15 protein-coding genes are annotated in these 17,821 nt (G+C 68.4%); 10 read left to right on the top strand and 5 right to left on the bottom strand.

All coding sequences use genetic code 11. The features are described 5' to 3' along the window. Positions 1–23 precede the first annotated feature (23 nt). The 5 genes from queE to CBM2588_RS09280 all read left to right on the top strand — a co-directional run bounded on the left by queE (position 24) and on the right by CBM2588_RS09280 (position 4,670). A complete protein-coding gene (gene queE, locus CBM2588_RS09300) occupies positions 24–659 on the top strand; it encodes a 7-carboxy-7-deazaguanine synthase (protein WP_115680296.1) in 636 nt (211 codons plus the stop codon). 147 nt (positions 660–806) lie between these two features. Next, positions 807–1,283, top strand: a complete 477-nt coding sequence (locus tag CBM2588_RS09295) for a 6-pyruvoyl trahydropterin synthase family protein (protein ID WP_012352882.1) — start codon at positions 807–809, stop codon at positions 1,281–1,283. 11 nt (positions 1,284–1,294) lie between these two features. Next, positions 1,295–1,903 (top strand): tRNA adenosine(34) deaminase TadA, encoded by a 609-nt coding sequence (gene tadA / locus CBM2588_RS09290; protein ID WP_172583575.1) that lies wholly within the window; start codon positions 1,295–1,297, stop codon positions 1,901–1,903. Continuing rightward, positions 1,900–2,856, top strand: a complete 957-nt coding sequence (ldcA, locus tag CBM2588_RS09285) for a muramoyltetrapeptide carboxypeptidase (protein ID WP_115680295.1) — start codon at positions 1,900–1,902, stop codon at positions 2,854–2,856. Before tadA ends, ldcA begins: the two co-directional genes overlap by 4 nt. A gap of 191 nt (positions 2,857–3,047) precedes the next feature. Beyond that, positions 3,048–4,670 carry an ABC-F family ATPase gene (locus CBM2588_RS09280; RefSeq protein ID WP_018005629.1) on the top strand — a complete coding sequence of 541 codons (1,623 nt, stop codon included), beginning with the start codon at positions 3,048–3,050 and terminating at the stop codon, positions 4,668–4,670. A gap of 66 nt (positions 4,671–4,736) precedes the next feature. Here the strand turns inward: CBM2588_RS09280 and CBM2588_RS09275 are convergent, their stop codons facing one another. Beyond that, complete coding sequence (locus CBM2588_RS09275) at positions 4,737–5,339, bottom strand: hypothetical protein (RefSeq protein ID WP_115680294.1); 603 nt, start codon at positions 5,337–5,339, stop codon at positions 4,737–4,739. Between the two features lie 222 nt (positions 5,340–5,561). Between CBM2588_RS09275 and CBM2588_RS09270 the strand changes: the two genes are divergently transcribed. From CBM2588_RS09270 to CBM2588_RS09255, 4 genes are all read left to right on the top strand, one after another. Then, positions 5,562–6,995 (top strand): aldehyde dehydrogenase family protein, encoded by a 1,434-nt coding sequence (locus CBM2588_RS09270; protein ID WP_115680293.1) that lies wholly within the window; start codon positions 5,562–5,564, stop codon positions 6,993–6,995. Between the two features lie 120 nt (positions 6,996–7,115). After that, on the top strand, positions 7,116–9,575 hold the full coding sequence (locus CBM2588_RS09265) for a penicillin acylase family protein (RefSeq protein ID WP_115680292.1): 2,460 nt from the start codon (positions 7,116–7,118) through the stop codon (positions 9,573–9,575). A gap of 132 nt (positions 9,576–9,707) precedes the next feature. Beyond that, positions 9,708–10,415 carry a glutamine amidotransferase gene (locus tag CBM2588_RS09260; RefSeq protein WP_115680291.1) on the top strand — a complete coding sequence of 236 codons (708 nt, stop codon included), beginning with the start codon at positions 9,708–9,710 and terminating at the stop codon, positions 10,413–10,415. Then, complete coding sequence (locus CBM2588_RS09255; RefSeq protein ID WP_115680290.1) at positions 10,412–11,131, top strand: MOSC domain-containing protein; 720 nt, start codon at positions 10,412–10,414, stop codon at positions 11,129–11,131. The genes CBM2588_RS09260 and CBM2588_RS09255 overlap by 4 nt, the downstream gene beginning before the upstream one ends. Before the next feature lie 21 nt (positions 11,132–11,152). On the opposite strand, the gene CBM2588_RS09250 is transcribed toward CBM2588_RS09255, so the two are convergent. Then, positions 11,153–11,404 carry a DUF1289 domain-containing protein gene (locus tag CBM2588_RS09250; RefSeq protein ID WP_115680289.1) on the bottom strand — a complete coding sequence of 84 codons (252 nt, stop codon included), beginning with the start codon at positions 11,402–11,404 and terminating at the stop codon, positions 11,153–11,155. A gap of 168 nt (positions 11,405–11,572) precedes the next feature. Between CBM2588_RS09250 and CBM2588_RS09245 the strand changes: the two genes are divergently transcribed. Next, positions 11,573–12,046: a PaaI family thioesterase gene (locus tag CBM2588_RS09245; RefSeq protein WP_115680288.1), complete on the top strand. Its 474-nt coding sequence runs from the start codon at positions 11,573–11,575 to the stop codon at positions 12,044–12,046. A 226-nt stretch (positions 12,047–12,272) separates the two neighbouring features. Here the strand turns inward: CBM2588_RS09245 and CBM2588_RS09240 are convergent, their stop codons facing one another. From CBM2588_RS09240 to acnD, 3 genes are all read right to left on the bottom strand, one after another. Beyond that, on the bottom strand, positions 12,273–13,397 hold the full coding sequence (locus CBM2588_RS09240) for an asparaginase (protein WP_115680287.1): 1,125 nt from the start codon (positions 13,395–13,397) through the stop codon (positions 12,273–12,275). Between the two features lie 294 nt (positions 13,398–13,691). After that, positions 13,692–14,882, bottom strand: coding sequence for a 2-methylaconitate cis-trans isomerase PrpF (gene prpF, locus CBM2588_RS09235; protein WP_115680286.1), 1,191 nt, complete (start codon positions 14,880–14,882; stop codon positions 13,692–13,694). 111 nt (positions 14,883–14,993) lie between these two features. Continuing rightward, a complete protein-coding gene (acnD, locus tag CBM2588_RS09230; protein ID WP_115680285.1) occupies positions 14,994–17,606 on the bottom strand; it encodes a Fe/S-dependent 2-methylisocitrate dehydratase AcnD in 2,613 nt (870 codons plus the stop codon). Positions 17,607–17,821 lie beyond the last annotated feature (215 nt).

Here is a 17,821-nt window from a genome sequence, read left to right as displayed (position 1 = left end):
ACGGTCCAAGAGAGACCCCACGCATGACTTACGCCGTCAAGGAAATCTTCTATACGCTGCAGGGCGAAGGCGCCAACGCCGGTCGCGCCGCGGTGTTCTGCCGCTTTGCCGGCTGCAACCTGTGGAGCGGCCGGGAGCAAGACCGCGCCAGCGCGGTGTGCCAGTTCTGCGATACGGATTTCGTCGGCACCGACGGCACGCGCGGCGGCAAGTACCGCAGCGCCGGGGAACTGGCCGCGGTGGTCGCGTCGGAGTGGCCGCAGGGCGCCGGCGGCAAGCCGCTGGTGGTCTGCACCGGGGGCGAGCCGCTGTTGCAGCTCGACGCGCCGCTGATCGACGCGCTGCACGCGCAGGGCTTCGAGATCGCGATCGAGACCAACGGCACCATCGCCGTGCCGCCGGGCATCGACTGGGTCTGCGTCAGCCCCAAGATGGGTTCGGAGCTGGTGGTTACGCGCGGCGACGAGCTGAAGGTGGTGATCCCGCAGGAAGGGCAGGACTTTGCCGCATACGAGAAGCTTGATTTCCGCCATTTCCTGGTGCAGGCCATGGACGGTCCGCTGGCGCGCGAAAATACCGCCGCCGCGGTGGCCTTCTGCCAGCGCCACCCGCGCTGGCGGCTGTCGCTGCAGACCCACAAGCTGCTGGGGATCCGCTGAGCGGCAGTGCCGCTGGCCAGCCGCGCGCGAGCCGCTTGGCCAGCCATCAGGCCAGCATCAAGCAGGCAATTCAGTCCACAATAGAGGCTTCGGACGCACGCGCGGCGTCCGCTTCAACGCAGGCCGCCGGCACCGGCGCCGGTACACATGAGCAAACAAGTTTCCATCACCCGCCGGCTGGAGTTCGACTCCGGCCACCGCATCCCCAACCACTGCGGGCAGTGCCGCAATATCCACGGCCACCGCTATCGGCTGGACCTGACGCTGTCGGGCGAGGTGCTGCACCGCGAGGGCGCCTCGGATGACGGCATGATCCTGGATTTCGGCGACATCAAGGCGCTCGCCAACGAGCACCTGGTCAGCAAGTGGGACCACGCCTTCCTGATCTACCGCGGCGACACCGCGCTGCTGAACTTCCTGCAATCGATGGAAGGGCACAAGACCGTGGTGCTGGACGCTATTCCGACGGTCGAGAATCTGGCCCAGGTGGCCTTCGACATCCTGGCCCCGGTGTTCAAGGACTGCTTCGGCCACCACCTGCAGCTGACCCGGCTGGTGCTGTTCGAAACGCCCAATTGCTGGGCCGAGGTCAGCGCGCCGGCGGTGCTGCCCGCGCAGGACTGAGCGGGCGACGAATGACCCAGCCGCCGCCGCTGCCGCCACCCCTGCCGCTGCGCGCGCCGCCCGCGCTGCCGGACGATCCGGCGCTGGCCGCCGAGCGCGACGCGCGCTACATGCGCGCCGCGCTCGAAGAGGCCCGCCTGGCCGAAGCCGCGGGCGAAGTGCCGGTGGGCGCCGTGGTGGTCTGGAACGACACCATCATCGCGCGCGGCCACAACCTGCCGATCCGCTCGGTCGATCCGTCTGCGCACGCCGAAATGCAGGCGTTGCGCGCCGCCGCGCAGGTGGTCGGCAACTACCGCATGCCCGAGTGCGAGCTGTACGTGACGCTGGAGCCGTGCGCCATGTGCAGCGGCGCGATCCTGCACGCACGGCTGCGCCATGTGGTGTTCGGCGCGAGCGATCCCAAGACCGGCGCCGCCGGCAGCGTGGTCAACCTGTTCGAACAGGCGCAGCTCAACCACCAGACCACCATCGCCGGGGGCGTGCTGGCCGACCCATGCGGCCAGATGCTGAAGGATTTCTTCGGCGCCCGGCGCCGCGCGCAGAAGGCGGCACAGAAGGCGGCACGCCAGCCGGCGCCGGCCGCCGCACCCGACCAGAACCACGACACTGAAGCATGAGCACGCCGAACAGCAGGCCGCATACCGAAGTCCGACTGATCGCCTCGTCCGGGTATCCGCACGATGTCGCCATCGCCGCGCGGGGCTGCGCCTGGCTCAAGCACCATGGCTACCACATGACCAACCCCGACGTGCTGGCGCGGCGCTACCTGCGCTTCGGCGGCACCGACGCGGAGCGGCTGGCCGACCTGCACGCGATCGGCACCGGCGTGCCGCATGAACTGACGCTGGCGGTGCGCGGCGGTTATGGCATCGCGCGCTTGCTGGCGCAGGTCGACTTTGCCCGCATCGCCGCACAGGCGCGTGCCAGCGGCACGCCCATCGTCGGCCACAGCGACTTCACCGCGTTCCAGCTGGCCTACCTGGCGGCCACCGGCGGCGTCACCTTTGCCGGGCCGATGCTGCTGGCGGACTTTGGCGCCGAGGGCGTCGACGCCTATATGTGGGAGCACTTCGAGGGCATCCTGCGCAACCCAGCCTACCGCGTCGACATCGCCGCGCCGCAGTCCGGCGGCCAGCCGTTCTCCGGCAGCGTCGAGGGCACGCTGTGGGGCGGCAACCTGGCGATGCTGTGCAGCCTGCTGGGCACGCCGTTCATGCCGCAGGTGCAGGGCGGGGTGCTGTTCCTGGAAGACATCAACGAGCCCCCTTACCGGGTCGAGCGCATGCTGGTCCAGCTGGAGCAGGCGGGCGTGCTGGGCGCGCAGCGCGCCATCGTGCTGGGCGATTTCTCCAACTACCGCGTCACCGACTACGACAACGGCTACGACATGGACGCCGTGGTGGCCTACCTGCGCGAGCAGCTGCCGGTGCCGGTGCTGACCGGCCTGCCGTTCGGGCATTGCGCCCGCAAGCTGACGCTGCCGGTCGGCGCACAGGTGCGGCTGTCCGCACGTGCCGACGGCTTCAGCATGGCGTTCTCGGGCTATCCGGTGCTGCCGCCGCTGGCCTGAGCCCGCGGCTCGCCGCCGCGCGCGCCGGTCGCAAGGATTGCGTCCGGATGATAGAATGCGCGGTTATTTCCTGATTTCCTGCCGGGTTCGCGCATGAACCCGGCGTGGCCCGTGCCGCAACGCCGGCCATGGCTGCCGGAATCCTTCCGGCCCGCGCCGCGGCGCCACAATCTCCAGACAAGGTTCCAGACGTGCTTTCTACCGCAAACATCACCATGCAGTTCGGCCCCAAGCCGTTGTTCGAGAATATCTCGGTCAAGTTCGGCGAGGGCAACCGCTACGGCCTGATCGGCGCGAACGGCTGCGGCAAGTCCACCTTCATGAAGATCCTGGGCGGCGACCTCGAGCCGTCGTCGGGCAACGTCATGCTGGAGCCGGGCATCCGCCTGGGCAAGCTGCGCCAGGACCAGTTCGCCTATGAAGACATGCGCGTGCTCGACGTGGTGATGATGGGCCACACCGAGATGTGGGCCGCCGCGCAGGAGCGCGACGCCATCTACGCCAATCCGGAAGCGACCGACGAAGACTACATGAAGGCCGCCGAGCTCGAGGCCAAGTACGCCGAATACGACGGCTACACCGCCGAGGCGCGCGCCGGCGAACTGCTGCTGGGCGTGGGCATCCCCACCGCGCAGCACCAGGGCCCGATGAGCGACGTGGCGCCGGGCTGGAAGCTGCGCGTGCTGCTGGCGCAGGCACTGTTCTCGAACCCGGACGTGCTGCTGCTGGACGAGCCCACCAACAACCTGGACATCAACACCATCCGCTGGCTGGAGACCGTGCTCAACGAGCGCAACTCCACCATGATCATCATTTCCCACGATCGCCACTTCCTGAACTCGGTCTGCACCCACATGGCCGACATGGACTACGGCACGCTCAAGGTCTACCCGGGCAACTACGACGAGTACATGGAAGCGTCGATGCAGGCCCGCGAGCGCCAGATGGCCGCCAACGCGCGCGCCAAGGAGCGCATCAGCGAGCTGCAGGACTTCGTGCGCCGCTTCTCGGCCAACAAGTCCAAGGCCCGCCAGGCGACCTCGCGCGCCAAGCAGATCGAGAAGATCAAGGTCGAGGACATCAAGCCCTCGTCGCGCCAGAACCCGTTCATCCGCTTCGAATTCGAGAAGAAGCTGCACAACCTCGCGGTTGAGGTCGAAGGCATCACCAAGAGCTACGACCGCAAGATCATCAATAACCTGTCGCTGGCGATCCAGGCTGGCGAGCGCGTGGCCATCATCGGCGAGAACGGCGCGGGCAAGACCACGCTGCTGCGCAGCCTGCTGAACGGCGCGGTGCAGACCGGCGTGCAGCGCGGCGTCGAGGTCGACCGCGGCACGGTCAAGTGGGCCGAGAACGCCAACGTCGGCTACATGCCGCAGGACACCTACGAGGAGTTCCCGGAAGACCGCGACGTGATGGACTGGATGAGCCAGTGGACCCAGGCCGGCGACGACGAGACCTCGCTGCGCGGCACGCTGGGCCGCCTGCTGTTCTCGGCCGACGACATCAAGAAGAACGTCAAGGTGCTGTCCGGCGGCGAGAAGGGCCGCATGATCTGGGGCAAGCTGATGCTGGGCCGCCACAACGTGCTGGCGCTGGACGAGCCGACCAACCACATGGACATGGAATCGATCGAGTCGATGCAGATCGCGCTGGACAAGTTCCAGGGCACGCTGATCTTCGTCTCGCACGACCGCGAGTTCGTCAGCGGCCTGGCCACGCGCATTATCGAAGTGCGCACCGACGGCACGCTGACCGACTACCTGGGCACGTACGACGAGTACCTGCAGTCGCAGGGCATCGACGGCTGAGCGTCAAATCCCGCTGCATGTCGAAGGCCGCCTCCGGGCGGCCTTTTTGTTGTCCGGGCCGGCGGGTCAGGCGGCGCTGCCGTCGCGGACCTGGTCCAGTTGCGCCATGATGGCGCGGGCGGTGATGTCGCCCCGCGCCTTGAGCAGCGCCGCGTGCAGCGGTTCGCGCAGCGCCATCAGCGCGGGCAGGTCGGCGGCCTTCTCCACCTTCACCTGCAGCATGTAGCCGCGCAGCCCGAGATGCTGCCCGATCACGTCGGTATAGAAGTGGTAAAGGCGCTGGTACGCCTGGATTTCGGCGGGCGAGTGGGCCGCGGCTTCACTGGCTTGCGGCGGCGCCGCCAGCTCGGTTCCCGGCGCATGGCGCATCGCGTAGACGGAGAACAGGTTGGTGTCGGCAGCCGGCGGCGCGGCACCCAACGGCACTTGCGGCGCGGCGGCGCGCGGCTGTGCCGGTTCGGCGACGGCTTCGACCAGCCCCTGCGCCAGCAGCGTTGCCATGGCCTCCGGGCCGATCCCCATGCCCGCCACCTGCGCCAGCAATGCCTGCTCGCGGCGCTCGCCGTTGACCATCAGCAGCAGCGCGCGCAGCTTGTGGTCCAGCTTGCGCGCGCGGCTGCGGATTTCATCCTGCCCCGCCTCCGTCTTTCGGTAGATCGGATCGACCATGCCTTTGTCCCCTTAGTCTTGTTATGTGCGCGCGCCGTGGCGAGTCTCCCGCCTGTCACCCGCGGCCGATTATCGCCATGTTCTTGTGCGCAGCGGCAGGCACGGCCGGCGCCGTTTTCCGCAGCGCCATAACATGGGCCGGAATCCGCTCTACAATGTGCGTGCACCATAAAAGTAACAAAAAATTGCAATCGCCAATTCACCAAACCGAGAACTGTGGCCATGCAACAACGAGACAAACTCTTCATTAACGGCAAGTGGGTTGCGCCCCACGGCACCGGCAAGATCGATGTCATCCATTCCGCCACCGAGGCGGTGATGGGGACGATTCCCGAAGGCTCGGCGCGCGACGCCGAAGACGCCATCCAGGCCGCGCGCGCGGCCTTCGACGGCTGGTCCGCAACGCCGCCGGCAGAGCGGGCGGGCTATATCGCCAGGATTGCCGAAGGGCTGAAGGCGCGCAGCGAAGAACTGGCCCAGCTGATCGCCGGCGAAGTCGGCATGCCGATCAAGCTGGCCCGCGCGATCCAGGTGGGCGGCCCGGTCTACAACTGGGGCCAGGCCGCCAGGCTGCTGGAAGGCTTCCGCTTCGAGGAAGAAGTCGGCAACTCGCTGGTGGTGCGCGAGCCGGTTGGCGTGGTCGGCGCGATCACGCCGTGGAACTACCCGCTCAACCAGATCACGCTGAAGGTGGCGCCGGCGCTGGCCGCGGGCTGCACCGTGGTGCTCAAGCCGTCCGAGGTGGCGCCGCTCAATGCCTTCGTGCTGGCCGAGGTGATCGAGGCCGCGGGGCTGCCGCCCGGCGTGTTCAACCTGGTGACCGGTTACGGCCCGGTGGTGGGCGAGGTGCTGGCCAGCCATCCGGAAGTCGACATGGTGTCGTTCACCGGCTCCACCCGCGCCGGCAAGCGCGTGTCCGAGCTGGCGGCGCAGACCGTCAAGCGCGTCGCGCTGGAGCTGGGCGGCAAGTCGGCCTCGGTGATCCTGGACGATGCCGACCTGCCGGCGGCGGTCAAGGGCACCATCAATGCCTGCTTCCTCAACTCCGGCCAGACCTGCTCGGCGCACACGCGCATGCTGGTGCCGCGCGCCCGCTACGACGAAGTCAAGGCGATCGCGCAGAAGGTGGTGGCCGGCTTTACCGTGGGCGATCCGCTGCAGGAAACCAGCAAGCTGGGCCCGCTGATCTCCGCGGTGCAGAAGGACCGCGTGACCGGCTATATCCGCCGCGGCCTGGAAGAGGGCGCCGAGCTGGTGGCCGGCGGCCCCGAGACCCCTGAAGGGCTGGACCAGGGCTTTTACGTCAAGCCGACCGTGCTCGGCAACGTCGAGCCGCGCGCGACTGTGGCGCAGGAGGAGATCTTCGGGCCGGTGCTGTCGATCATCTGCTATGACACCGAGGAAGACGCGGTGCGCATCGCCAACGACAGCATCTATGGCCTCGGCGGCGGCGTGTGGTCCGGCGACGAGGCCCGCGCGATCCGCGTGGCGCGCCGCATCCGCACCGGCCAGGTCGATATCAACGGCGGGCCGTTCAACATGCAGGCGCCGTTCGGCGGCTACAAGCAGTCCGGCAACGGGCGCGAAGCCGGCAAGTACGGGCTGGAGGAATTCCTCGAGTACAAGTCGCTGCAGCTGAAGAAGTCCGCCGCCTGACGGGCGCGCGGCAAGCAGGCCATCAGCGAGGAAATGCCCGGCCGGTCCGGGCATTTTTTCGTGCGGAAGATGCGCGGATAATGCCCGAACAACATGACAACGACAACAGGGGGAACAACGATGCGCGCGTTGGGTCGGCTGACCAGGTGGCTGGCGGTGCTGCTGGGGCTGGCGGTGGCCGGCGCGGCGGGCGCGCTGGTCTGGTATCGCCATGCGGCACAGCCGCCGGTGTCGGGCAACGAGGTGCTGGCCGGGTTGCGCGAACCGGTCACGGTGGTGCGCGATCGCCATGGCGTGCCGCATATCCGCGCCGCCAGCAAGGTCGATGCGTGGTTCGCGCTGGGCTACGTCCACGCGCAAGACCGGCTGTGGCAGATGCAGATGAACAAGCGCATCGTCGCCGGCCGGCTCGCGGAGATCCTGGGCCCGTCCGCCGTCGATAACGACAAGTTCCTGCGCACGCTGGGCGTGCGGCGCAACGCCGAGGCCATCTTCGCGCAGGCGTCGCCCGAGGCGCGCGCGGCGCTGCAGGCCTATGCCGACGGCGTCAATGCATGGATCGACCAGCGCCAGGGCCCGCTGCCGCCGGAGTTCCTGCTGCTGCGCACCCGGCCCGAGCGCTGGGAACCGGCCGACACGCTGGGCTGGCAGACCATGATGGCATGGGACCTGGGCGGCAACTGGACCCAGGAGACGCTGCGCATGCGGCTGGCGCAGGTGCTGCCGGTGGCCCGCATCAGCGAACTGCTGGCGCCGTATCCGGGCGAGCAGCCGGTACGCACCATGGACTATGGCCATCTGTACCGGCAGCTGGCGCCGCTGGCGAGCGCGATGGCCAGCGTCGGCGACAAGGCCCCGCCGGGCTATGTCGAGGGCATGGGCTCGAACAACTGGGTGGTGTCGGGCGCGCACACGCAATCGGGCAAGCCGATGCTGGCCAACGATCCGCACCTGGGGCTGCAGGCGCCGGCGCTGTGGTACTTGGCGCGCCTGAGCGCGCCCGGGCTCGAGGTGGCCGGCGCGACGCTGCCCGGCATGCCGCTGGTGGTGCTGGGCCACAATGACCGGATCGCCTGGGGGCTGACCAATACCGCGCCGGATGTGCAGGACCTGTATATCGAACGCGTGCGTCCGGGCAACGACACCCAGTACCAGACGCCGCAGGGCTGGGCCGCGTTCGAGACCCGCACCGAAACCATCCGCGTCAAGGGCGCCGCCGACGTGACGCTGAAGGTCCGCAGCACGCGCCACGGGCCGGTGATTTCCGACGTGGCCGAGTCGCTTACCAGCGCCGCCGAGCCGCTGGGCGCGCAATACGTGGTGGCATTCCAGTGGACCGCGCTGCGCGCGGATGACCGTACCTTCCTCGCCGGGCTGCGGCTGAACCAGGCGCGCGACTGGAACAGCTTTACCGACGCGCTGCGCGACTTCCACTCGCCGCAGCAGAACATCGTCTATGCCGACGTCGACGGCAATATCGGCTTCTACGCGCCGGGCCGCGTGCCGCTGCGCCGCGCCGACAACGACCTCAAGGGCCTGGCGCCGGCGCCCGGCTGGGATGCGCGCTACGACTGGACCGGCTTTATCCCGTTCGAGGCGCTGCCGCACCAGTACAACCCCGCCGGGGGCGTGATCGTGACGGCCAACCAGCGCATCGTCGCGCCCGACTATCCGTACTTCATCACCAGCGAATGGACGGTGCCGTATCGCTTCGACCGCATCCGCACGCTGCTGGCGGCCACGCCGAAGCACAGCTTCGACAGCTTTGCCGCGATCCAGAAGGACGTGGTCTCCCTGGCGGTGCGCGATGTCTTGCCGCTGCTGCTGGCCGCGCCGGTCAGCAACGACGCCGCGCGCCCGGCGCGCGAACGCGCCTTGCTGCAGGCCTTGCGCCAGTGGGACGGCACCATGGACCCCGCGCGCGCCGAGCCGCTGGTGGTCACCGCATGGCTGCGCGAGCTGTCGCGCCGGCTGTTCGAGGAGAAGACCGGCGAGGCGATCTTCGTGCGCCTGTGGGACCAGCGCAACGTGCAGCAGCCCATGCTCAACATCCTGCGCGATCCGCGCAAGCTGGGCGCGTTCTGGTGCGACCGGCCCCATACCGGCCCGGCCGAGAGCTGCGACGATGCCGTGGCCGACGCCTGGACCCAGGCCATGGCGGACCTGTCGCGCCGCTATGGTGACGACCCCGCGCGCTGGCGCTGGGGCGAGGCCCATGCGGCGCGGCTGGAGCACCGGCCGTTCGGCAAGGTCGGCTACCTGGCGCCGCTGTTCAACCTGCGCGTGCCGACCGGTGGCGACACCTACACGGTCAACGTCGGCCGGCACAACCTGCGCGACGACAAGGCGCCGTTCGAAAACACCCACGCGGCCAGCGTGCGCGCGCTCTATGACCTGTCCGACCTGGCGGCGTCGCGCTTCATGGACTCCACCGGGCAGTCCGGCAATGCGCTGCTGCCGCGCTACCGTGACTGGATCGGCAAGTGGGCGGCGGTGGAGTACATCACCATGCCGCCGGCGGCAGCCCGCGGTCAGCAGGGCGCGGCGGACGCCCTGGTGCTGGCGCCTGCGACAAAATAGCGCGGACCGCGGCATGCCTCGCCGGGAAGGTTCTCAAACTGGCGAGGTCATGCCCGGGTCGTCCGCCGGGCGTTGGCGACAGACGCTAACATGAGGGCCTTTATCTCCCTCAAGCCCGGCAAGGAGTCCCTGATGACAACGCGTACCACCCATGTGATCCAGCACGTCGCCTTCGAGCATGCGGGCGTGATCGGCAACGCCCTGCGCGCGCGCGGACACACGCTGCGGGTGTTCCAGGCCGGCGTCGACGATCTTGGCCCCATCGCCAGCGAGCCGGCCGACCTGCTGCTGGTGCTCGGCGGCCCCATCGGCGTCTACGAGACCAACGCCTATCCGTGGCTGGAGGCGGAAATCGCGCTGATCCGCCAGCGCCTGGGCGCCGGCGGCAAGCTCATCGGCGTCTGCCTGGGCGCGCAGCTGATCGCGCGCGCCGCCGGCGCCAGGGTCTACCCCGGCCCGCGCGAGATCGGCTGGGCGCCGATTACGCCGACGCCGGCCGGGCAGGATTCGGCGCTGGCCGAGCTGGCCGCGGCGCAATGGGAAGTCCTGCACTGGCACGGCGACACCTTCGACCTGCCCGCCGGCGCGCAGCTGCTGGCCTCGACCGCGGCGGTGCCGAACCAGGCCTATGCCATCGGCAACCAGGCGCTGGCGCTGCAGTTCCACCCCGAGGTCATGCCGCGCGATATCGAGGCCTGGCTGATCGGCCATACCGTCGAACTGGGCAAGGCCGGCATCGATCCGCGCACTATCCGCGCGCGCACCGCGCAGGTCGGCGCGACCGTGGCGGCGGCGGGGGAACGCATGTTCGCGCGCTGGCTGGAGCAAGCCGGACTATGAGCCAGCCGCTATCCGCCATCCGCGTGCCGGTCGATGCGGTGCTGACCGGCGCCGTGCGCCCGTTCGGACCCAAGGGCGTACCCAGCGGCATTGCCAAGGCCGCAACGCGCGCGCGGCTGCGCGTGACCGCCACCGGGCTCGAGGGCGACGGGCAGGGAGATCCGCGCCACCACGGCGGCCCGGAAAAGGCGCTGCACCACTATGCCTTCGACCACTACCCGGCGTGGCGCCTGACGCTGCGGGAACAGGGCGCGTCAGCCGACGGCGTCCTCGACACGCCTGGCGCCTTCGGCGAGAACCTGAGCACCACGGGCCTGACCGAAGCGGACGTCTGCATCGGCGACCAATTCCGCCTGGGCACGGCGCGGGTCGAGGTGTCGCAGGCGCGCCAGCCGTGCTGGAAGCTCAACCACCGCTTCGGCTATGCGGGCATGTCGCGCGCCGTGCAGCAGAGCCTGCGCACCGGCTGGTACTACCGCGTGCTGGAAACCGGCGACGTGGCCGCGGGCGATATGCTGGAACTGGTGGCGCGGCCCTGTCCCGGATGGTCGCTGCACCGTCTGCTGCAGGTGCTGTATGTCGAGCGGCTCGACTATGCCGCGCTGGAGGAAATGGCCGCGCTGGCACCGCTGGCCGAAAACTGGCGCAAGCTGGCACGGCAGCGCCTGGAGCGGCGCGAAGTCGAAGCGATGGAGCGGCGCCTGTCCGGCGAATGACGGGCTACGGGTGAGCGCGGCTCAGCCCTGGCGGAAACGCTTGCCGGTGCCTTCGCGCGTGATGCGATCCCACACCTGCTGCTTTTCCTCGTCGCTGAAAAATACCCAGTTGCTGACCTCGGCCGCGGTGCGGCCGCAGCCCTGGCACACCTCGTCGAACAAGGTCGAGCAGATGCCGATGCAGGGGCTGTCCGGGCGCTCGGACAGCGTGGAATCCGTGCTGCCGTGGTCCGGTTCGGGGCGGAGCGGGGCGGATTCGTAAGGTGACGGCATGGTGGTCGCAGGGCGGAGGGTAAAACGGCCGCCCATTATATCGGGACCGCAGCGGCAGCCCGGCCAAAGGCCGTGCCGTGGGGGCGGGGATTACCTCGGACGTCATTGAGCCATGCGGCAGGCGCCATTACGCTGCGGCAGGAATCGCGCCTTTTCAGGAGTCCAGCCATGCCCCATACCATCGCCGCCGTGCCCCTGTCCCAACACCGCCGCCCGGCCGGCGTCGACCCGCGCATGCGCGCCATGGTCGACACCGTGCTGCTGGGATCTCCCGTGGCGCGTGCCCTCGGCGTGCGGCTGGCAAGCCTGGCGCCGGACCATGTCGAGCTGGAGATGCCGTTCCTGCCGACCAACGTGACCCACGGCAGCATCGTGCACGGCGGCGTCATCGCGACATTGATCGACATTGCCGGCGCGGCCGCGGCTGCGTCTGGTGCTAGTGCCGACGAGGTGCAGGGCGGTGCCACCGGTTCGCTGTCGATCCAATACCTGGCGCCGGCACAGGGTGCCGCGCTGAGGGCGGTGGCCTCGGTGGCCCGGCGTGGCCGCCGGCAGGTGGTGACGGATGTCTCGGTGTACGCCGAAGCGCCCGACGAAGGCGTGCTGGTTGCCAGGGCCTTGATGAGCAGTGCGATGTTCTGAGCCGCTGCGCCCGCGTGCGTGCACGTTTCTATTAACGCAATTAACCGCCAAACTTTAGCCTTCACCACCACGCGCGCCAGTTGCACTGGCGCGACCCGACGGCAGCATGCCGAGGACGGTCGTGGCGGAGACGATGAGCACGGGCGCGCAGCGGCCCGGCTGATCACGGCGGGGACGCGCGCCGCCAGGTGAGCCCTGCGCGGCGCGCGGATCCGTGCTGCCTGGATCAGTATTTCCAGAAGACCTGCTGCAGCGCCTTGCTGTCGTTGGTCTGCGTCAGAGCCAGCGCCATCAGGATGCGCGCCTTCTGCGGCAGCTGGTCGTCGGTGACGATCCAGTCGTACTTGTCGTCCGGCTGCTCGGCATTGCGTACCACCACGCCGCTGCCCGTGCGCGACGCGCGCACGATATGCACGCCCTTGGCGCGCGCGGCCTTGAGCGGCTCGACCATGTAGTCGCCGACGCTGCCGTTGCCGGTGGCGGCGTAGATGATGGCCTTGGCGCCGCTCTTCACCGCCGCGTCGACCGCGGCCGGGTTGGCGTTGCCGTAGGCGTAGACCACCGCCACCTCGGGCAGCTTGTCGATCTTGTCGATGTCCCACTGCGTCTGCACCGTGTGCGGCCGTGCCGGCAGGCGGTAGAACAGCGTGCGGCCTTCCACCACGTAGCCGAGCGGGCCGAACGGCGAGCGGAAGGTCTCGGTCTTGAAGGTGTTGGTCTTGGAGACGTCGCGGCCGGTGTGGATCTCGTCGTTCAGCACCGCCAGCGTGCCCTTGCCCTTGGACGCCGGGTTAGAGGCGACCAGCACGGCGTCATAGAGGTTCAGCGCGCCGTCGGCACCCAGTGCGGTGCCCGGGCGCATCGAGCCGACCACCACCACCGGCTTGTCGCTCTTCAGCGTCAGGTTGAGGAAATACGCGGTTTCCTCGATGGTGTCGGTACCGTGCGTGATCACGATGCCGTCGACGTCAGGCTGCTTGAGCAGTTCCGACACGCGCTTGGCCAGCTTGAGCAGGCGTTCGTTGTTGAAGCTCTCCGAGCCGATCTGGAAGATCTGCTCGCCCTTGACGTTGGCGACCTTGGAGATTTCCGGCACCGAGGCGATGATCTTGTCGACCGGGACCACGGCGGACTGGTAGGCGGCGGTGTTGGTCGCCGCCGCGCCGGCGCCGGCAATGGTGCCGCCGGTGCCGATGATGACGATGTTGGCCTTGCGCGCTTCGGCCGGGGCCGTGGCAGCGGCGGCGGCAGGCTGGGCCGCAGGCGCGAGCTGCGCGTGGGCGGCGCCGGTGATCAGGCTCGCCGACAGCAGGGCAGCGGCCAGCGTGGTGACGCGGGCGGAATATTTCATGGTTCTCCTCGGTATCTATACGAACGTGTGGCCCGTACTGGAAGCGGCACGACATACCTTATGGGTGGAATGGTGCCGTCCGTGTTCAGTCGGTGGCTGCCCGCGGCCGGGCCTGTGGTGCAGGGTCCGGTTCAGGCAGCGGCAGAGACTATACGTGAGGAGAAAATGGCGGTGGAAGGGCGGCGCAAGGGTTATGCCGATTCGGCATAAAACCGCCTTTCCCATAACTTCAGGCGCATACATCGCCGGGCCGGCCGAGCCTCGCCGGCCCCGGCGTTTTCTGTTGCAGCCAGCTCAGAACGCGTCGCCCGGCACGCGCACCCAGCCTTCCATCAGCACGCGCGCGCTGCGGCTCATGATGGCCTTCCTGACCACCCATTCGCCGTCGACCTGCTGGGCCTCGGCGCCGACCCGCAGGGTGCCGGACGGATGTCCGAACCGGACCGCATTGCGTTCGCCGCCGCCCGCTGCCAGGTTGACCAGCGTGCCGGGGATGGCCGCCGCGGTGCCGATCGCCACCGCGGCCGTGCCCATCATGGCGTGGTGCAGCTTGCCCATGGAGAGCGCGCGCACCAGCAGGTCAACATCGGCCGCGGCCACCTTCTTGCCGCTGGAGGCGGTGTAGTCCACCGGCCGGGCCACGAACGCCACCTTGGGCGTGTGCTGGCGCTTGGCCGCCTCGTCGACGTTCTTGATCAGGCCCATGCGCAGCGCGCCGTAGGCGCGGATGGTCTCGAACATCGCCAGCGCCCTGGTGTCGCTGTTGATGGCGTCCTGCAGCTCGGTGCCGGTGTAGCCGATGCTCTCGGCATTGACGAAGATGGTCGGGATGCCGGCGTTGATCATGGTGGCCTTGAGCGTGCCGACGCCCGGCACTTCCAGGTCGTCGACCACGTTGCCGGTCGGGAACATCGCACCGCCGGCGCCTTCTTCCTCGGCCGCGGGGTCCATGAACTCGAGCTGGACCTCGGCGGCGGGGAAGGTCACGCCGTCGAGCTCGAAGTCACCGGTTTCCTGCACTTCGCCATTGGTGATGGGCACGTGGCCGATGATGGTCTTGCCGATATTGGCCTGCCAGATGCGCACCACGGCCACGCCGTTCTGCGGAATGCGGCTCGGATCGACCAGGCCGGCGCTGATCGCGAACGGGCCGACCGCGGCCGACAGGTTGCCGCAGTTGCCGCTCCAGTCGACAAAGGGCTGGTCGATCGAGACCTGGCCGAACAGGTAGTCGACATCGTGGTCCGGACGCGTGCTCTTGGACAGGATCACGGTCTTGCTGGTACTGGAGGTGGCCGCGCCCATGCCGTCGATCTGCTTGCCATAGGGATCGGGGCTGCCGATCACACGCAGCAGCAGCGCGTCGCGGGCCGGACCGGGAACCTGCGCGGTCTCGGGCAGGTCCTGCAGGCGGAAGAACACGCCCTTGCTGGTGCCGCCACGGATGTAGGTGGCGGGGATCTTGATCTGGGATACGTGGGCCATGGGAATGAATATCATGGTTAGGTATGCGAAGGAAGCCGATCGCAACCGGCACCCCTTGCGGACGCGCCCCTCTCCCGCACGCGGGAGAGGGCGCAAACACTCGGCAACGAGTTAAGCCGCCGCCTTGTTCGACTCCAGGAAGTCCTGCGCAAAGCGCTGCAGCACGCCGCCGGCCTCGTAGATCGATACTTCCTCGTCGCTGTCGAGGCGGCAGGTCACCGGCACTTCGACGCGCTCGCCATTCTTGCGATGCACCACCAGCGTCAACGTCGCGCGCGGCTGGCGTGCGCCGATCACGTCGTAGGTCTCGGTGCCGTCCAGCCCCAGGGTCAGGCGGTTCACGCCCGGCTTGAACTCCAGCGGCAGCACGCCCATGCCGATCAGGTTGGTGCGGTGGATGCGCTCGAAGCCCTCGGCAACGATCGCTTCCACGCCGGCCAGGCGCACGCCCTTGGCGGCCCAGTCGCGCGACGAGCCCTGGCCATAGTCCGCGCCGGCGATGATGATCAGCGGCTGCTTGCGGTCCATATAGGTCTCGATCGCTTCCCACATGCGCACCACCTTGCCTTCCGGCTCGATGCGGGCCAGCGAACCCTTCTTGACCTGGCCGTCGACCACGGCCATTTCATTGATCAGCGTGGGGTTGGCGAAGGTGGCGCGTTGCGCGGTCAGGTGGTCGCCGCGGTGGGTCGCGTACGAGTTGAAGTCCTCTTCCGGCAGGCCCATCCTGGCCAGGTACTCGCCCGCCGCGCTGTTCAGCAGGATGGCATTGGACGGCGACAGGTGGTCGGTGGTGATGTTGTCGCCCAGCACCGCCAGCGGACGCAGGCCCTGCAGCGTGCGCTCGCCGGCCAGCGCGCCTTCCCAGTACGGCGGGCGGCGGATATAGGTGCTCTGCGGGCGCCAGTCGTACAGCGGCGCGGCGCTCTCGCCGGTGTCCGCGGTCAGCGCGAACATCGGCTCGTAGACCTTGCGGAACTGCTCGGGCTTCACGCTCTGTTTGACGATCGCGTCGATCTCTTCGTCGCTCGGCCAGATGTCCTTCAGGTACACCGGCTTGCCGTCCTGGTCGGTGCCCAGCACATCCTTTTCGATATCGAAGCGGATGGTGCCGGCGATGGCATAGGCAACCACCAGCGGCGGCGAGGCCAGGAAGGCCTGCTTGGCGTACGGGTGGATGCGGCCGTCGAAGTTGCGGTTGCCCGACAGCACGGCGGTCGCGTACAGGTCGCGGTCGATGATTTCCTGCTGGATCTTCGGATCGAGCGCGCCGGACATGCCATTGCAGGTGGTGCAGGCAAAAGCGACGATGCCGAAGCCGAGCTTTTCCAGGTCGGGCAGCAGGTTGGCTTCTTCCAGGTACAGCTCGACCGCCTTCGAGCCAGGCGCCAGCGACGACTTGACCCACGGCTTGCGGGTCAGGCCGCGCGCATTGGCATTGCGTGCCAGCAGCGCGGCGGCGATCACGTTACGCGGGTTGCTGGTGTTGGTGCAACTGGTGATGGCGGCGATGATGACCGCGCCATCAGGCATCAGGCCCTCGGCTTCCTGCGCGCGGGCCTGGTCCAGGTCCACGGCGATGCCGCGCTCGGCCAGCGCCGAGGTCGGCAGGCGCTTGTGCGGGTTGGACGGGCCGGCCATGTTGCGCACTACGCTCGACAGGTCGAACTTCAGCACGCGCTCGTATTCGGCGTTCTGCAGCGAATCCGCCCACAGGCCCGCGGCCTTGGCGTACGTCTCGACCAGCTTGAGCTGTTCGTCGGTGCGGCCGGTCAGGCGCAGGTATTCGATGGTCTGCTCGTCGATGAAGAACATCGCCGCGGTGGCGCCGTATTCCGGGGCCATGTTGGAGATGGTGGCGCGGTCGCCCAGCGTCAGGCTCGAGGCGCCTTCGCCGCGGAACTCCAGGTAGGCGCCGACCACTTTTTCCTTGCGCAGGAATTCGGTCAGTGCCAGCACGATGTCGGTGGCGGTGATGCCGGGCTGGCGCTTGCCGGTCAGCTCGACGCCGACGATATCCGGCAGGCGCATCCACGAGGCGCGGCCGAGCATCACGTTCTCGGCTTCCAGGCCGCCCACGCCGATGGCGATCACGCCCAGCGCATCGACGTGCGGCGTGTGGCTGTCGGTGCCGACGCAGGTGTCGGGATAGGCCACCCCGTTGTCAGCATGGATCACCGGCGACATCTTCTCCAGGTTGATCTGGTGCATGATGCCGTTGCCCGGCGGGATCACGTCGACGTTCTTGAACGCCTTCTTGGTCCAGTCGATAAAGTGGAAGCGGTCTTCGTTGCGGCGGTCCTCGATCGCGCGGTTCTTGGCGAAGGCATCGGGATCGAAGCCGCCGCATTCCACCGCCAGCGAGTGGTCGACGATCAGCTGCACCGGCACCACCGGGTTGACCTTGGCGGGGTCGCCGCCCTGGTCGGCAATGGCGTCGCGCAGGCCAGCCAGGTCCACCAGCGCAGTCTGGCCCAGGATGTCGTGGCACACCACGCGGGCGGGGAACCACGGGAAGTCGAGGTCGCGCTTGCGCTCGATCAGCTGCTTCAGCGAATCCGTCAGCGTGGCGGGGTCGCAGCGGCGCACCAGGTTTTCTGCCAGCACGCGCGACGTGTACGGCAGCTTGTCGTAGGCACCCGGCTGGATGGCCTCGACCGCGGCGCGCGCGTCGAAGTAATCCAGCTTGGTGCCCGGTAGCGGTTTGCGGTTTGCAGAATTCATGGTGTAGGGAAATCGATATAGGTATGAAAAAGGGGGTAGTGGCCCCGTGTCAGCGACCAACTACCCCCTTTGCCCGCAGGCTCGGATCAAAGCAACCCGCGGGCAATCCGGCAGCCGGTCTTACTTGCGATCCTTGATCGGCACGAACTTCAGGTTCTCCGGCCCGGTGTAGTTGGCGCTGGGGCGGATGATCTTGTTGTCGATGCGCTGCTCGA

Origin of the sequence: Cupriavidus taiwanensis (genome assembly GCF_900250075.1) — a bacterium.
Lineage (GTDB): Bacteria > Pseudomonadota > Gammaproteobacteria > Burkholderiales > Burkholderiaceae > Cupriavidus > Cupriavidus taiwanensis_C.
The sequence above is the reverse complement of the archived record's forward strand: the minus strand, read 5'-3'. Positions and strand labels throughout refer to the sequence as shown.

Bases quoted from the DNA above. Each gene is read 5' to 3' on its own strand.
- queE (WP_115680296.1), top strand. From the start codon at position 24: ATGACTTACGCCGTCAAGGAAATCTTCTATACGCTGCAGGGCGAAGGC.
- CBM2588_RS09295 (WP_012352882.1), top strand. From the start codon at position 807: ATGAGCAAACAAGTTTCCATCACCCGCCGGCTGGAGTTCGACTCCGGC.
- tadA (WP_172583575.1), top strand. From the start codon at position 1,295: ATGACCCAGCCGCCGCCGCTGCCGCCACCCCTGCCGCTGCGCGCGCCG.
- ldcA (WP_115680295.1), top strand. From the start codon at position 1,900: ATGAGCACGCCGAACAGCAGGCCGCATACCGAAGTCCGACTGATCGCC.
- CBM2588_RS09275 (WP_115680294.1), bottom strand. From the start codon at position 5,339: ATGGTCGATCCGATCTACCGAAAGACGGAGGCGGGGCAGGATGAAATC.
- CBM2588_RS09270 (WP_115680293.1), top strand. From the start codon at position 5,562: ATGCAACAACGAGACAAACTCTTCATTAACGGCAAGTGGGTTGCGCCC.
- CBM2588_RS09265 (WP_115680292.1), top strand. From the start codon at position 7,116: ATGCGCGCGTTGGGTCGGCTGACCAGGTGGCTGGCGGTGCTGCTGGGG.
- CBM2588_RS09260 (WP_115680291.1), top strand. From the start codon at position 9,708: ATGACAACGCGTACCACCCATGTGATCCAGCACGTCGCCTTCGAGCAT.
- CBM2588_RS09255 (WP_115680290.1), top strand. From the start codon at position 10,412: ATGAGCCAGCCGCTATCCGCCATCCGCGTGCCGGTCGATGCGGTGCTG.
- CBM2588_RS09250 (WP_115680289.1), bottom strand. From the start codon at position 11,404: ATGCCGTCACCTTACGAATCCGCCCCGCTCCGCCCCGAACCGGACCAC.
- CBM2588_RS09245 (WP_115680288.1), top strand. From the start codon at position 11,573: ATGCCCCATACCATCGCCGCCGTGCCCCTGTCCCAACACCGCCGCCCG.
- CBM2588_RS09240 (WP_115680287.1), bottom strand. From the start codon at position 13,397: ATGAAATATTCCGCCCGCGTCACCACGCTGGCCGCTGCCCTGCTGTCG.
- prpF (WP_115680286.1), bottom strand. From the start codon at position 14,882: ATGGCCCACGTATCCCAGATCAAGATCCCCGCCACCTACATCCGTGGC.
- acnD (WP_115680285.1), bottom strand. From the start codon at position 17,606: ATGAATTCTGCAAACCGCAAACCGCTACCGGGCACCAAGCTGGATTAC.